We start from the raw sequence: 15,539 nt of genomic DNA, 5'->3' as shown, positions 1-15,539 counted from the left end.
AGAAGCTTTAATATTGCCTCCCCTACATTACTTTCAGATTTAGCATAACTAGCTTGTGCTGAAAGGAGGAAGTTCAAAGTTTCTTCTATTAAAGAATCCGGTGCTTGTTCAATCTCTTGCAATAGTCTCTCTTTAGTGTTCATGGTTTTATTCCTTGCTAATCAGTTATCAGTGATTAATTCAATCATAGTCAATGATAGGTGATGCGTTACGACTAAATCTGGATGTTGTTAAAATTTCTCTTGACAAAGGCGACTTGACAGGATACTATATTCATAATGGAAAATCCTTGCGCCTACAGACCCTATTTTCCAACGCTCTTAACTATGATTGGTTCATTCAATCAATCTTCATCTCTAATCTACTCTTAACTAGCTCCCTAGTCATAGTTCATCATTCAATCATTCCAATCACTGTCAATGGTGGTGGTGCGTTACTGGACTAGGTAATAGGTGTAGGGGTAATTCATGAATTACCCCTACAATAACGTTTTTCTGGATGTTGTCAAATTTTCTCTTGACAAAAGCCCCTTGACATGATATTATATTCATAATGGAAAATCCGTGCGCCTACAAACCCTGTTTTCCAACGCTCTTAACTATGATTGGTTTATTCAATCAATCTTCATCTCTAATCCACTCTTAACTAGCTCCCTAGTCATAGTTCATCATTCCAACCACTGTCGATGGTGGTGCGTTACGACGGATTGTTAGCTTCAAGTTAAAGCGGAAATTTTTGCCGTCTAACGCACCCTACGTTTGTCTGGATGTTGTTAAATTTTCTCTTGACAAAAGCCCCTTGACAGGATACTATATTCATAATGGAAAATCCGTGCGCCTACAGACCCTATTTTCCAACGCTCTTAACTATGATTGATTTATTCAATCAATCTTCATCTCTAATCTACTCTTAACTAGGTTCCTAGTCATAGTTCATCATTCAACATTCCAACCACAGTTAAGACTGTTTTCAGGGATGAGGGGGTTTTGGTTTCAACATCTCCACCACCTCATCGGGAAACCGTTGTCTTAATTCTGCTTCGGGTAATTGGGATAACATCTCCAGATAATTCTGATAAAAGGTTTGGGTATGGGGATGATTCTCCCCTAATGCTTGGATAGCAATATTAATCGCTTCTAGATAGAGAGGTTCCGCTTCTGTGTATCTGCCTTGGGAATTGTACAAGTATGCTAAATTGTTGAGGGAAAGTGCCACATCGGGATGATTTTCCCCTAAGAGTCGTTTACACAAATCTAATGCTTCTAGATAGAGAGGTTCTGCTTCTGTGTACCTGCCTTGGGAATAGTACAATAGTGCTAAATTGTTGAGGGATTGTGCCACATGGGGATGATTGTCTCCTAAGAGTCGTTTATACAAATCTAATGCTTCTAGATGGAGAGGTTCTGCTTCTGTGTACCTGCCTTGGGAATTGTACAATGCTGCTAAATTGTTGAGGGAAGTTGCCACATCGGGATGATTGTCTCCTAAGAGTCGTTTTCTCAAATCTAATGCTTCTAGATGGAGAGGTTCCGCTTCTGTGTACCTGCCTTGGGAACGGTACAATTCTGCTAAATTGTTGAGGGAAGCTGCCACATCGGGATGATTGTCTCCTAAGAGTCGTTTTAACAAATCTAATGCTTCTAGATAGAGAGGTTCCGCTTCTGTGTACCTGCCTTGGGAACTGTACAATTCTGCTAAATTGTTGAGGGAACTTGCCACATCGGGATGATTGTCTCCTAAGAGTCGTTTTCTCAAATCTAAAGCTTCTAGATAGAGAGGTTCCGCTTCTGTGTACCTGCCTTGGGAACGGTACAATGCTGCTAAATTGTTGAGGGAAGTTGCCACATCGGGATGATTGTCTCCTAAGAGTCGTTTTCTCAAATCTAATGCTTCTAGATAGAGAGGTTCTGCTTCTGTGTACCTGCCTTGGGAATTGTACAATGCTGCTAAATTGTTGAGGGAACTTGCCACATCGGGATGATTTTCCCCTAAGAGTCGTTTATACAAATCTAAAGCTTCTAGATAGAGAGGTTCTGCTTCTGTGTACCTGCCTTGGGAACGGTACAATCCTGCTAAATTGTTGAGGGAAGCTGCCACATGGGGATGATTGTCTCCTAAGTGGGTTCGAGTTGCGGTTAAACAAGCTTGATAGTAAGGTTCAGCAATAGCATACAATCCTTGTCCATTATAATAACGAGCTAAACCCGTATAGGACCATAATAAATCCTCATCAGCGATATATTGGGGATATTCCCCGACAGATGCTTGTAGATGGAGAAGGAAAGGTTTAAATTCTTCAACGATTTCTACAGTGGGATTATGTGGCATTTCTGCCGATTTTTTGGCCATAATCCCACAATAACGGCGTTTTGCTGGTTCTGCGTGGGGTGATGCTTCTAACTTATCCCGAAAGTAGCGACGCAACAGGGGATGAATTTCATACCAACCATCACGATTATCCTGAACTAAACTCAGGTGAACTAAACTATCGGTTAACCATTCCTCCACTGTATCCCCATCTTCATCGGGAAATAAATCCAGAATCATCTCCTTGGGAAAGGGCGCAAGAGCGAATAAACTGAGGTAAAGTGCCAAAATTTGCGCTTCTGGTTCGCTGTGCAACTCCTCCCAACTGAGATTAAAGGCAGCTTTTAACCCTCTTTCCGCAGTCATTTCCCCATGAAACTTGGGATTTTTGGCTAAGATTGGCTCATCTAAGCCGTTTTCGGCTAATTTATGCCGTATTTTGCTAATTTTCCAATCCTGTCGTCGTACCAGTAACCTTGCCACCAATTCTAACGCCAAGGGTAAATAACCTAAATCCTGACATAATAATTTAGCTGCCTCGATTTGTGTGTCAATTCTGTTGTCTTCAAGGTAGGAACGCAATAAATCAAGTGCATCTTTTTCTTTTAATACTTCTACCCGAAAAGTCGCAATTGTCGCTGATAAATATTCCTTGCGAGTGGTAATTAAAACCTGAAAGCGTTTGTCTTCTTGCGGTGGTAAATAATCCCTAATTTGCTGATAATCCCGCACATCATCAAAAATAATTAGGACATTTCCCGCTAACCAGTTTTGCCAACAATAACGAATTTTTACGTCTAATTCTCCCTCATCCGGTAAAGTTAATTTGAGATGTACCCGCGCAAAATCTAAAATGGAAGTACCGATAAAACCGCCGTCACTTTCTGCCACATTTAACCAACATATCCCCCCGGGATAAGTTTTTTCCCGCCATTCTTGCCAGCCAAACTGTCTGGCTAGTTCGGTTTTACCTATGCCTCCCATTCCCGTTAAGGTAGATATAGCAAGCTTTTGGGATTGTTGTAATTGAGTTTTTAAGTCAATTAATTCCTTATCCCTACCAACAAATCTAGGGATATTACTATTAGATAAATTGTGAGGATGTTGTTTAACCTGTTCCTGAACAGGCGGCTGCAGTCAGGTTTTATTGATGTTTATAGTTGCTGCTTGATAAACTTCACTAACCTGACCCTGATTCTGTAAATTTTGACCTCCAGAATTAGCCTGGTTCATACTACTATTATCCTGAATTTTCAAGGATTGAATTTCTGTTGCTAACCCCTTGACTTTTTCGGCGAAATCTGCTTCATCATTCATGGCAACCTTTAAATAATCTGCTACTTTTTCTAGATCAGTTTTTGACCCTTTTTCAGCAGCTTGTAAAGCTTTTTCAGCATTAGGATTAGCTTTAAGTTTATTCCAGATGATTTGCCGCAAAGTATTAATTTTTTCTAGAGCAGCTTCGGTAAATTTTTCTACAGTAGTCTGAAATACCAAAGCAACAATTGTCGCCACTGTTATCGGTTCCATAGATAAAATCGGGGTGATGAGGGTTAACTTACTTAACTGGTTTTTGGGGGTATAAGTTGCCAACAATTAAACAACTCTTACCCCCATCATAGAACTTGTAATTTCATTTAGGCGGGTACTTCAATTTTACCCTGTCCGGCTAATCCAAAAGCGGCATGAACCACTTGTAGGGCCCTGACTCCATCTTCCTGATTCACCACACAACTGATTTTTATATCAGAAGTAGCAATCATCAAAATATTAATTTTCTCCTTTGCTAAAGCTTCAAAAAAGCGTGCTGCTACCCCCGGTTGTCCTTCCATTCCCGAACCAACAATGCTCACTTTGGCCACATCATTATTAACCACCACTTCCTGTAAACCCAAACTTTCCGATAGTTCTAAAAGGATTTTTTGGGCTAAATTAGCATCAGCTTGGGGCAAAGTAAAAGCGATATCCCGTCGGGGAATACCATCGACAATGCGACAGCGTTGGGATTGAATAATCATATCAACACTGACATTTTTTGCCGCTAAAACCGAGAAAATTCTCGCAGCCATCCCCGGGCGATCGGGGACGTTACGAATGGCCATTTGGGCCTGATTATTATCTAGGGCCACTCCCCGTACTGGGACTAAATTTTTAGGGATTTCGCAATGAGCAACTTTAGCAGAATACTCCACTTGAAAAGCATCACAAAGGACTTTAATTGCTTTTTCTCCGTCCGCTTCATCGATGACACAACTGACTTTTACTTCAGAAGTGGAGATCATTTCGATATTAATTGCCGCTGCGGCCAAAGTGCTAAATATTTGGGCAGCAATTCCCGGCCGGCCGATCATACCAGCGCCGGTAATGGCGATTTTAGCGGCCCCGGATTCGATGATCACTTCCGCTTCCTCTGTATTAGTGGGATGGGAACGTAAAACCGGCGCGATCGCTTCGGCCACGGATTGGGCTTTTTTTAAGGCATTTCCCATCACCGTAAAGGCGATATCGTTGCTGTCCCCCTCGTGAATCGATTGAATAATTAAATCCACGTCCACCTGTTGATGGGCAATTTCCCCGAATAAACGGGCAGCGATACCGGGACGATCCGGAACCCGTAAAAGGGCGATTTTCGCCTGATTACCCTCAAATTCCACCGCATCCACTGCTTTTGTCAATTCCAATCCTTGCAGGGTGCGCGGTTTCGGTGCCGGGGATGTCACCCAAGTACCCGGATCCTCTGTCCAACTGGAGCGGACAACCAAGGGAACCCCGAAGTTTTTAGCGATTTCCACCGCTCGCGGGTGGAGAACTTTCGCCCCTAAACTGGCTAATTCCAGCATCTCATCGCAGGTAATTTGGTCTAAAAGACGCGCTTCGGGGACTAAACGGGGGTCAGTGGTGAGAATACCGGGTACATCGGTGTAAATTTCGCAAAAATCGGCTTTTAAGGCGGCTGCTAGGGCTACGGCCGAGGTATCGGAACCACCGCGCCCTAGGGTGGTAATCTCTAGTTGATCACTATCGCTGACACCTTGAAAACCGGCGACAACAACTACTTTACCCTCCGATAGATGACGGGAAAGGCGATCGGTTTTAATTTCTAAGATACGGGCCCGACTATGTTCGGATTCCGTGACAATTCCCACTTGAGCGCCGGTTAGGGAGATGGCCGGTTGTCCGATTTCCTCTAGGGCCATACTCATCAAGGCGATTGTCACCTGTTCCCCCGTGGATAATAACATATCCATCTCCCGGCGCGAGGGTTCGGCGGCGATTTGTTTGGCTAAATTGACCAATCCATCGGTGGTTTTACCCATGGCAGAAACGACCACCACCACGGTGTTTCCTGCTATTACCGTATTTTTGACCCGTTGAGCGACCGATTGAATGCGTTCCACGGAACCTACCGATGTACCACCGTATTTTTGGACAATTACAGCCATAGTTGTCAGCGCCAGAGACTTTCTATCTTTGTTCAATCTCCAACTTATCAAAATTCCTAACGATAAGTGGTTTTGGTTAACATTCCTTATGTTTTATCAAATGCCGACTATCTGAATTACTCGTTAAGACTGCACCGGAGAAGGGAGCGCCGGAGCTAGGTTGAGGCAGTCCGAGCATTTGTACTAAAATGTCAATAGGCAGTTTAAATACAGTACATTTATGCTATTAATAATATTTTGGCTCTCTTAGGTTTGGTGGGTATTATGAAAGATATTTTAATGTTAGATACAGTAATAATTATCAATTCTGATCCCCCCGCCTATCGGCACCCCCCTTATCAAGGGGGGCAGGGGGGATCGAATCTTTAAGGGCGGCAAATAAATAATTAGCTAAAGTTACTCCATCTACTCCTAATTCTGTCCTTTCTTTGGCTGCTAAAATGCCAGCTTGAGCGTGTAAATAAGCCGCTAATGCGGTTGTTTCTGGGGGATTATCCGGCATTTGGGTTAAGAATCCGCCGATTAATCCCGTTAAGACATCACCACTACCACCTCGCGCTAAAGCGGAGGTACTTTCGGGGATTATATACATTTTACCTTCCGGGGAGGCGATTATAGTTCTGGCTCCTTTTAATAAGACAATTGCACCACTTTGTTGAGATGCTTTTTGAGTGATATTAATCCTGTCCTGAGAATCTGATAAGTTAGGAAATAAGCGTTTAAATTCTCCCCAATGAGGCGTTAAAATTGTCTTATTCTGGCGAGATGATAATTTTTCTATACCCAATTGAGCCAAAATATTTAAAGCATCGGCATCGAGTATAATCGGTTTATCACTATCTAAAACCTGTTCGATAATAGCGGGATTTTCTGTGGTTAATCCAGGACCACAGGCGAGGACATGATAATTATTTAATTCTAGGGTAAGTTCGGCAATAGCTCCCGTGGCAGTTTCGGGACAATCGATAATTAATGCTTCTGGTAAATGACTAATTAATAAAGATTTAAGGGCAGCAGGAACAGCAATAGAAAGCATTCCTACACCACTACCTCGCGCTCCTAATCCGGCGAGAATTGCCCCCCCCGCATAACGACGAGAACCACAGATAATTAATAAATGTCCCTGCTGATATTTATGGGTAAGGAGAGGACGGGGTAAAGGTAAATAAGGGCGAATTAGATCGGGATTAACCCTCAGAATTGGCGGTGAATCTTGTAGAATTGTTTCTAGGTCAAGGGGACTAATTCCTATGTCAATTAACTCCACTTTACCCAGATAGGGTAAGGCCAAATCTTGGAAAAAAGCTCGCTTCCAGAGTCCCAAACAAAAGGTATGAGTGGCTTTAATTGCCGTGCCTAAAACCTCTCCGGTGTCGGTGTGAATTCCCGAAGCAATATCGATACTAATTACCGGTTTTTGCCAACTATTAATTTTATCGACTAATTCGGCAATCTCTCCCGATAAAGTCCTTTCTAAACCAAAACCGAAAAGACCATCGATAATTAACTGACAATCCCGCAAAGATTCTAAAGTTTTCTGAAAAATTAAGCCTAAATGCTTGACATAATTCGCCTGTTGTGCTGTTAAATCCTTGAGTTTGGCGATCGGACAAAAAAGAGATACTTGATAACCAGCGAGATGTAATTCCCTAGCAATCACGAGAGCGTCGCCGCCATTGTGACCAGGGCCAACGATAACACCGATTTTGGGGAAATTAGCCAAAGAATAGGACTTTTTAAACTGTTGTGCCGTTAACAGGGCTGCCTTTTCCATCAAAGCGGCCACAGGCATACCAGAGGCAAAAATCGCCCCTTCGATGCGACGCATCTGCTCGCTATTAACCACGTTGGACCGATAATTGTAGCTCATTCGGGGGATAAATTGCCTATTAACAGGTCTAGATCACTTTTTTTCGGATTACGTTCACCTGATTATCGATTACAAGCCTGACATCGCTTTATCCAAGTTAATTGCTAACCTTAAAACAGTTAGTAAGCTGTCAAGCATTTAAATTGCTTGTTGAGACGGGGCAAGAGGCAAGAGGCAATAGTAAAGGGATTGGGGGAAATTCAGCTAATCTAAGGATAGGCGGTTAAGATGCGTCTTAGCTTAGTCGCTTAATTAGGGTTTGCGGCAAAAAGTTTTTCGTGGGGGCCGGGTGTGGGGTGTGGGGTGTAGGGTTTTACCCATTTTCAGACGGTCAATTACCTAATTTTCAGGGAAAAAGTCCCAGAATTTTCGCCCCGATCACTCTCAGCTGGCACTTTTTGAGGACAAAAAAGTCTAAAAGTCTTATCCAACAAGGTTTTTAGATTTATTCAGCCAACCCTAATTACTAAATTATTTTATCATAAAAAGAAATCCTCTCTCAGGTAAGAGCGGTAGTATGGCTTACTCGACACAGCAGTTAATTGAAATCCTCGAGCGAGAAATGCACGCCACTTGCAAAGGGGAACGTCTGTTACTCTCCCCGGCGGAGCGCATTGATAATCCGGTGATTGCCAAGGCGATCAATCTAGAAAAGGCGGGCAAAGTCTTCGCCTATCAGGATTTTCGCCGTCAAGTTCACGATTATCAACAACAATATCAGGTTTCGGGCATTATCTGGCGTGTTTGTCAATGGGGCGATCGCACTCTCCGTTATCCCGAAATTCATAATCAATTAGTTGCCGTGGCGGGTGACAAGGAAATTCTCATGGCTGCCAAAGCCTCGGTTTTAGAGTTTTGGAACAGTATCACCCCTAATATGAATTTTTGGTGGGCGCTTAACTCCCGTCGTCCCATTTCTGCCGATTCTCTAGCAGAATTAGTCGCCCAGTCCGAATGGGCGGAATTAGATGTGGCGCGCACGGAATTATATCTCGGTCTCTGTTGGGGTAATCCTTTAGAACACCAGTATCAATGGGCGCAACCCTTTTCCGGTTGTCATCGCATTATCGCCGCCGTCGATGAACCTAGTTCGATTAAGGTATAAAGGCGATTGATGTCTTGGGGTTGGGAAGTGGGGTATAGGGTGTGGGAAGTGGGGTGTTGGGGTGTGGGGTGTGGGGTGTAGGGTGTGGGGTGTGGGGTGTAGGGTGTGGGAAGAATAAATATAGTCATTTCAATTAAGATTGAGAATATCAATGCCAGAGTTCATAAGGGTTTAACTGGTCTAGAGTGTATCAGACTTATCTGAAATGACTATAAAAATAATCTCCTGACTCCTGACGACCGACTCCTGACGACCGACTCCTGACGACCGACTCCTGACTCCTGATTCCTAACCCCACCAACAAACTTTTTCAGCAAACCCTATTGTAAAGTTTTGTTAATTTTTCTGGGATTAGGGCATTTTGTAAAAATAGATACAGAATTGTATGTTATATATATTTAGTAGGTGATTAAAAAAGTTCGAAACACTATTTGCAGCTCGGAGGAAATGATTATGTCTACAGAACAACAAGCTCGCGCCTTAATGATGCGTCACCACCACGCCGTCAAAAATCGTCAACAATCGATGTTAGGGAGAAGTGCTTCTGAAATCGGTATTGACAATGACAATGGCTACGGGGAAACCGTTCAACGTCGCTTCTCGGCCGACTTTTCTTCACAAACTTACGATCGCTCTGGTGTTACTCTCAGTTAGGGTCTTAGATTCCGCCAAAGTGTAAGCTTTCAATCTTAGAATTAAGTGAACAATCAGCCCACACAAACCGATCTCGGAATGTGTGGGTTTTCGGTTTTTAGAGATAGGGGTCATTCCTGGGCCGATTACGGGGTTTCATCAGGATTTATGCCTAATTGCCGTAATTGCGCCGCTAAACGTTCCGCCCGTTGACGTTCGATTTCGGCCTGTTGATAGGCTGCCTGGGCGCGTTGACGTTCAATTTCAGCATTCTGACGTTCGATTTCAGCATTCTGACGTTCGATTTCAGCATTCTGACGTTCGATTTCAGCATTCTGACGTTCGATTTCAGCTAATTCCGCAGGTAGGAGGATTAAATTGCCGTTTAGGTCATAAAAACGTAGCCAAGGGGCTTCTTCTCGTTGGATGCTGCCCATCCAGACTCCTAACCATAATCCCAAACGTTGACACCATAACCAACCGCGGTGGTCGGGAATAATTTCTTGATAGCATTGATTTTGGTCTAAAGCCCAACCTTGCAGGGAAGTGGCATCAAAGGGATTATAAACGAAGTATTGGGAGCAGCGAAAAGTCCGCTCATAGAGGTCTTTTTTGATAGTTAAATCAATTTTTGCGGTGCTTTCTGACATTAATTCCACGATCACATCGGGATAACGTCCGTTTTCGTTCCAAACCACCCATCCTTGTCGTTTATAACTACCATCGATATCGAGGACAACGAAAAAATCGGGGCCACGAAAATCTTGATTAAAAACCCGCTCACGGCTAAAGTAAATAAACATATTACCGCCAACGAAAAAGTCTTCTCGATCCTGATAGGCTTGTTCGATAGAATCGATTAAGACATTCATAGCCTTGCGGTGACGGTGTGTTTCCAAAGGTTCTCCATCATCAAAAATCAGGTCTTCTGGGGGAATGGGGGGTTCTTCCCAATCGATAACTGGAGGAGTGAGGGGTTGAGTCATCGGGGTTACGTCCGGGATAGAGATGGTTTTATTTTATTTGCAAGACGAGGCGATATTTAGGTTGTCCAGTTCTCAATTTTTCCATGGCTTCATTCACCTGCGAGATAGGATAGGTTTCTGTAACGGGTTCAATGCCATGGCGAGAGGCAAATTCGATCATTTTATTGATGGTACTGGGACTACCCAAAGGACTGCCAGAAATCGATTTTTGACCCATAATCAAGGGAAAAGCATAGGTATTCATGGGTTCAAGAACAGCCCCAACAATATGCAGACGACCTTTGGGACGTAAACAGGCGATATAAAGACCCCAATCGAGATTAACGTTAACGGTAGAGATGATGAAATCAAAGTAATTTTGTACCGATTGCAAAGCTTCGGGGTCTCTGGAATTGATAAAATGAGTCGCGCCTAATTCTTTTGCTTCTGTTTCTTTGTCGGGACTACTGGAAAAAGCGGTTACTTCGCAGCCCCAAGCTTTGAGGAATTTTAAGGCTATATGGCCCAATCCACCAATACCAATGACACCAACTCGGGCCGTGGGTTTAATATTAAATTGGACAATGGGATTAAAGACGGTTATACCACCACAAAAAAGCGGGCCAGCTTTGGCAGCATCTAACTGGTCCGGCAAGGGAACTAACCAACTATGATGAGCGCGGACTCTGTCGGCAAAACCGCCATGGCGACCGACGATAGTTCCTTCGGCAGTGGCACAAAGGTTTTGATCCCCCGACATACAAGTTTCACAGGTGGAACAGGAACGGGAAAACCAACCAAGACCGACTCTTTGCCCTATCTTTAATTCTTTGACTTTAGCACCGAGAGCGGCGATCGTGCCGACCACCTCATGACCGGGGACAAAGGGATAGGTGGTCAGTCCCCAATCGTTATCGAGCATACTTAGGTCACTGTGGCAGATGCCGCAATATTCCACCGCGATTTCCACATCTTCATCCCCTAATATACCCGGATCGTAGTCAAAAGGCTCTAGTTTTCCCCCTTTTTCTCGGGCAGCATAGGCTCTAATCATGATTAAGTCCTCTAGGATCGGTTTATTGGTTATCTTATCCCAAATTTATCGAAAATTCGGGTTAAGAAGATTGGGCAATAATTCCACTGCTAGGGACATCAACATCAAGGAAGTCCGCTCGTGATCATTAAAAAAATCTTAAAAACGGCAATTTTAAGAATAGCCAGAGGCGATCGCTAACTGGCAGCATCAGCAAAATTACTGGTTTTGGGTTACTCTTGTATATAGGGCTTGCTGAATAAATCTAAATCGGGGGGAAATTTAGGCACTTTTTCCCTGAAAATTAGGTAATTGGCCACCTCAAAACTGGTAAAACCCCACACCCCACACCCTGCCACCACCGAAAAACTTTTTGCCGCAAACCCTATATAGACTGGTCGCCAGCCGCTTGCGGACTTGACCGACAAGTTTTGTTAGGATCGGATAAAAATTGTCCTGTTTCATCCCTGGCAAGATTAGACGAGGTAAAAAGCCCGTTGCCAATTGGGGGACAATTTTTGTAAACGATTGTATCCTATTAACTACCATCATTATCAGAGCGTCATGGGAAAAGTCATCGGCATCGACTTAGGGACAACCAACAGTTGTGTTGCCGTACTCGAGGGAGGTCAGCCGATTATAGTTCCTAACTCGGAGGGGGGAAGGACAACTCCTAGTATCGTGGGGTTTGGCAAGGGCCAGCGCCTCGTGGGACAGCTAGCCAAACGTCAAGCGGTCACTAATGCCGAAAATACCGTCTATAGCATCAAACGCTTTATTGGTAGGCGTTGGCAAGACACCGAGGTAGAAAGGGGACGAGTTGCCTATCATTGCCAACGCGGTCGCGATGATACCGTCAATATCAAAATTCGCAATCGGGAATTTACCCCCCAAGAAATCTCGGCCATGATCCTGCAAAAACTAAAGACCGATGCTGAGGCCTATCTGGGGGAACCGATCAACGAGGCCGTGATTACAGTTCCTGCCTATTTTACCGATGCCCAACGTCAGGCCACTAAAGACGCGGGGATAATCGCAGGATTAGAAGTATTAAGAATTATTAACGAACCCACCGCCGCCGCCCTGGCCTACGGTTTAGATAAACAAAACGAAGATCAACATATCCTCGTTTTTGACCTAGGGGGAGGAACCTTCGACGTTTCCATCCTGCAACTGGGAAAGGGAGTTTTTGAAGTGAAAGCCACCGCCGGCAATAACCATCTTGGGGGGGACGATTTTGATAACCTCTTAGTGCGGTGGCTGGTGGAGAACTTTCAAAGCCAAGAAAACATCGATCTAGCCAGCGATCGCATGGCGATCCAAAGACTGCGAGAAGCCGCCGAAAAAGCCAAAATCGAGCTTTCTAGCCTGATTACCACCTCGATCAATCTCCCCTTTATCGCCGCCGACGAAACCGGTCCTAAACACCTAGAATTAGAACTAACTCGCGCTAAATTCGAGGAATTAACCAGAGAATTAGTGGAAAAAACCCTCGAACCCGTACAAAAGTCCCTCAAAGATAGCGAACTGCAGCCTAGCGATATCAATCGTGTGATTCTCGTCGGCGGTTCCACCAGAATCCCCGCCGTACAGCGATTAATCTCCCGTTTCTTTTCTGCAGGCCAGATCGATCGCTCTGTTAACCCCGATGAGGCCGTTGCTTTGGGGGCGGCGATTCAAGCTGGAGTTTTAGGTGGAGAAGTGGCAGATGTCCTCCTCCTCGATGTCACCCCCCTTTCCCTCGGCATTGAAACCCTCGGTGAAGTCTTTACCAAAATTATCGATCGCAATACCACTATCCCCACCAGTAGATCTCAGGTTTTTTCCACCGCTGCCGATGGTCAAACTTCGGTGGAAATTCATGTTCTGCAAGGGGAAAGGGCCATGGCCCGAGATAATAAAACCCTCGGTAAATTTCTCCTGACGGGAATTCCTCCCGCCCCTAGGGGTATGCCACAAATCGAAGTGGCCTTCGAGATCGATGTTAACGGCATCTTGAAAGTGGCCGCCAGCGACCAAGGCACCGGCAAAGAACAAAGCATTGTCATTAGCCATACTGGAGGGCTGAAACCGAACGAAATTGAAAAAATGCGCCTAGAAGCCGAAAAATACGCCGAATTTGATCGCAGTCGTCTGCAAATGATCGATATTCGCCACCAATCCGATAGTCTTTTCTATAGCTACGAAGTCACCCTCAGGGAAAACAGTGAGTTAGTCGCCCCCGATATCCGGCAACTGGCCGACCAGAAGCGGCAACAGTTGGAAATCGCCCTGCGCGACCCCTCCCTATCGCCAGAAAAGCTAAAAACCACCCTGGAAGAATTTCGTCAGATTGTCCTCGAAATCGGTACCCGCATCTACACGGGTAAACAAGAGGAAACCCAACCCCTCAACGGTACTGGTTTTCAATCGATCGATGTCACCGAAAAACTGACCCGACCCACCCGCACCCAAGCCGCTTCCTCCAATACCTTCGCCAAGAGGCCAACCCTCTCCCACACTAGAACCAGAACCTATAGTAATCTGGAAACTAAATCTGGCGAATCGGGCAGTGACGATCACCCCTACGATGGCGAAGAAATGAGTGCCAGTGACTACGAGGCCGTAGATTAAAAAGTGATCAGTAATCAGTTATCAGTTATCAGCTTTTTTCTCCCCTTCTCCCCACACCCCACACCCCACACCCCACACCCCACTTCCCACTTCCCACTTCCCCACTCCCCCACTCCCCCACTTCCCCACTCCCCCACTTCCTTACCAAAAAAATAGTAGGGATAACCCAACTAAACTATTATGTATAGTTTGTTAAAGTAACAACTAGACTTAAACTTTATTTATAAATTGCCAGCAGAACCATAGTCCCCTATGCCCACTGATTACTACGAAATTCTAGGTGTCTCGCGAGATGCCGGCAAAGAAGACATCAAACGCGCCTATCGTCGTCTCGCCCGAAAATACCATCCCGATGTTAACAAAGAACCAGGAGCCGAGGAACACTTCAAAGAAATTAACCGCGCCTACGAAATTCTCTCGGAACCAGAAACCCGCAATCGTTATGACCGCTTTGGTGAAGCTGGGGTTTCTGGGGGCGCTGCCGGTTTTGATCCCGACAATATGGGCGGTTTCGCCGATATCTTTGAGACAATCTTTAGTGGTTTCGGGGGCATGGGCGGCCAAGCAACCGCCCGCCGACGCACAGGCCCTACCCGGGGCGAGGATTTACGTCTCGATTTTAGACTAAAATTCCGCGAGGCTGTCTTTGGCGGCGAAAAGGAAATCCGTATCCGTCATCTGGAAACCTGTCAAACCTGTAAAGGCAGTGGGGCCAGACCAGGAACCAGTTCCCGCACTTGTACTACTTGCAGTGGTACTGGTCAGGTGCGTCGCGCCACCCGTACTCCCTTCGGTACTTTTGCTCAAGTTTCGGTCTGTCCCACCTGTGACGGTGCTGGAGAGGTGATCGAGGAAAAATGCGATGTTTGCGGCGGTTCCGGACGCAGACAGGAAACCAAAAAACTGAAAATTACCATTCCTGCGGGGGTTGACAACGGCATGAAATTGCGCGTTGCCCGGGAAGGTGACGCGGGACTTAAAGGCGGGCCGCCGGGGGATTTATTCGTTTATCTAACCGTGGAAACAGATGCAGAATTTCAACGGGAAGGTAATGATATTAAATCGGATATCACGATTAGCTATATCCAAGCGATTTTAGGATGTACCATCAAAGTTAATACGGTAGATGGCCAAGAAGACCTGACTATCCCTGCCGGTACTCAACCGAACACCGTACTGATTTTAGAAAATAAAGGGGTTCCCAAATTAGGCAATCCCGTCAGCCGCGGTGATCATCGCATTACCGTTAAAATCTCGATTCCTACCCGTGTCACCGGAGAAGAACGGGAATTGCTGGAAAAATTAGCAAAAGTTCGCGGGGAAACCGTGGGGAAAGGCGGCATCGAGGGATTTTTGGGTAATATCTTCCATAAATAGGGCAGGCTGAATAAATCTAAAAATCTTGTCGGATAACGGAGGCAGGGGGCGGTCGGCGGTCGGCAGTATTCAGGAGTCAGGAGTCAGGAGATAGGAGATTATTTTATTTATTCTCCCCACACCCCACACCCCACACCCCACACCCCACACCCCACACCCTACAACCTGCCCCCAGGAGAAACTTTTTCAGGAA

11 protein-coding genes are annotated in these 15,539 nt (G+C 45.2%); 5 read left to right on the top strand and 6 right to left on the bottom strand.

Going from position 1 to position 15,539, the window contains the following annotated elements:
• Nucleotides 1–969 precede the first annotated feature (969 nt).
• From EWV68_RS04970 to EWV68_RS04955, 4 genes are all read right to left on the bottom strand, one after another.
• On the bottom strand, nt 970–3,309 hold the full coding sequence (locus EWV68_RS04970) for a tetratricopeptide repeat protein (protein WP_353806744.1): 2,340 nt from the start codon (nt 3,307–3,309) through the stop codon (nt 970–972).
• Nucleotides 3,310–3,444: 135 nt separating this feature from the next.
• The gene (locus EWV68_RS04965; RefSeq protein WP_287169013.1) at nt 3,445–3,900 is read right to left on the bottom strand and encodes a hypothetical protein; all 456 of its coding nucleotides are present in this window, start codon (nt 3,898–3,900) and stop codon (nt 3,445–3,447) included.
• Nucleotides 3,901–3,944: 44 nt separating this feature from the next.
• The gene (locus EWV68_RS04960; RefSeq protein ID WP_069475262.1) at nt 3,945–5,750 is read right to left on the bottom strand and encodes an aspartate kinase; all 1,806 of its coding nucleotides are present in this window, start codon (nt 5,748–5,750) and stop codon (nt 3,945–3,947) included.
• A 301-nt stretch (nt 5,751–6,051) separates the two neighbouring features.
• Nucleotides 6,052–7,620: an NAD(P)H-hydrate dehydratase gene (locus EWV68_RS04955; protein ID WP_287169011.1), complete on the bottom strand. Its 1,569-nt coding sequence runs from the start codon at nt 7,618–7,620 to the stop codon at nt 6,052–6,054.
• On the opposite strand from EWV68_RS04955, the gene EWV68_RS04950 reads away from it, so the two are divergent.
• The 3 genes from EWV68_RS04950 to gifA all read left to right on the top strand — a co-directional run bounded on the left by EWV68_RS04950 (nt 7,619) and on the right by gifA (nt 9,379).
• Nucleotides 7,619–7,762 (top strand): transposase, encoded by a 144-nt coding sequence (locus tag EWV68_RS04950; RefSeq protein ID WP_323131939.1) that lies wholly within the window; start codon nt 7,619–7,621, stop codon nt 7,760–7,762. The genes EWV68_RS04955 and EWV68_RS04950 overlap by 2 nt on opposite strands.
• 375 nt (nt 7,763–8,137) lie before the next feature.
• Nucleotides 8,138–8,725 carry a hypothetical protein gene (locus tag EWV68_RS04945; RefSeq protein WP_052276577.1) on the top strand — a complete coding sequence of 196 codons (588 nt, stop codon included), beginning with the start codon at nt 8,138–8,140 and terminating at the stop codon, nt 8,723–8,725.
• Nucleotides 8,726–9,178: 453 nt separating this feature from the next.
• On the top strand, nt 9,179–9,379 hold the full coding sequence (gifA, locus tag EWV68_RS04940) for a glutamine synthetase inactivation factor IF7A (protein ID WP_002758764.1): 201 nt from the start codon (nt 9,179–9,181) through the stop codon (nt 9,377–9,379).
• 125 nt (nt 9,380–9,504) lie between these two features.
• On the opposite strand, the gene EWV68_RS04935 is transcribed toward gifA, so the two are convergent.
• Nucleotides 9,505–10,344, bottom strand: coding sequence for a Uma2 family endonuclease (locus EWV68_RS04935; protein ID WP_287169010.1), 840 nt, complete (start codon nt 10,342–10,344; stop codon nt 9,505–9,507).
• Nucleotides 10,345–10,372: 28 nt separating this feature from the next.
• Complete coding sequence (gene ahr, locus EWV68_RS04930) at nt 10,373–11,377, bottom strand: NADPH-dependent aldehyde reductase Ahr (protein ID WP_287169008.1); 1,005 nt, start codon at nt 11,375–11,377, stop codon at nt 10,373–10,375.
• Between the two features lie 543 nt (nt 11,378–11,920).
• Here ahr and dnaK point away from each other — a divergent pair.
• Nucleotides 11,921–13,969, top strand: a complete 2,049-nt coding sequence (gene dnaK / locus EWV68_RS04925; RefSeq protein WP_287169018.1) for a molecular chaperone DnaK — start codon at nt 11,921–11,923, stop codon at nt 13,967–13,969.
• 252 nt (nt 13,970–14,221) lie between these two features.
• Entirely contained in the window at nt 14,222–15,346 is a 1,125-nt protein-coding gene (gene dnaJ, locus EWV68_RS04920) for a molecular chaperone DnaJ (RefSeq protein WP_002795599.1), read from the top strand.
• The last annotated feature ends 193 nt before the right edge of the window (nt 15,347–15,539 follow it).

It is taken from the genome of Microcystis sp. M_QC_C_20170808_M9Col, from assembly GCF_007095495.1.
GTDB lineage: Bacteria > Cyanobacteriota > Cyanobacteriia > Cyanobacteriales > Microcystaceae > Microcystis > Microcystis aeruginosa.
This window is presented reverse-complemented; position numbering and strand designations above follow the sequence as displayed.

Excerpts from the sequence above, each read along its gene's own strand:
- EWV68_RS04960 (WP_069475262.1), bottom strand. The coding sequence starts at position 5,750 with ATGGCTGTAATTGTCCAAAAATACGGTGGTACATCGGTAGGTTCCGTG.
- EWV68_RS04955 (WP_287169011.1), bottom strand. The coding sequence starts at position 7,620 with ATGAGCTACAATTATCGGTCCAACGTGGTTAATAGCGAGCAGATGCGT.
- EWV68_RS04945 (WP_052276577.1), top strand. The coding sequence starts at position 8,138 with ATGGCTTACTCGACACAGCAGTTAATTGAAATCCTCGAGCGAGAAATG.
- gifA (WP_002758764.1), top strand. The coding sequence starts at position 9,179 with ATGTCTACAGAACAACAAGCTCGCGCCTTAATGATGCGTCACCACCAC.
- EWV68_RS04935 (WP_287169010.1), bottom strand. The coding sequence starts at position 10,344 with ATGACTCAACCCCTCACTCCTCCAGTTATCGATTGGGAAGAACCCCCC.
- ahr (WP_287169008.1), bottom strand. The coding sequence starts at position 11,377 with ATGATTAGAGCCTATGCTGCCCGAGAAAAAGGGGGAAAACTAGAGCCT.
- dnaK (WP_287169018.1), top strand. The coding sequence starts at position 11,921 with ATGGGAAAAGTCATCGGCATCGACTTAGGGACAACCAACAGTTGTGTT.
- dnaJ (WP_002795599.1), top strand. The coding sequence starts at position 14,222 with ATGCCCACTGATTACTACGAAATTCTAGGTGTCTCGCGAGATGCCGGC.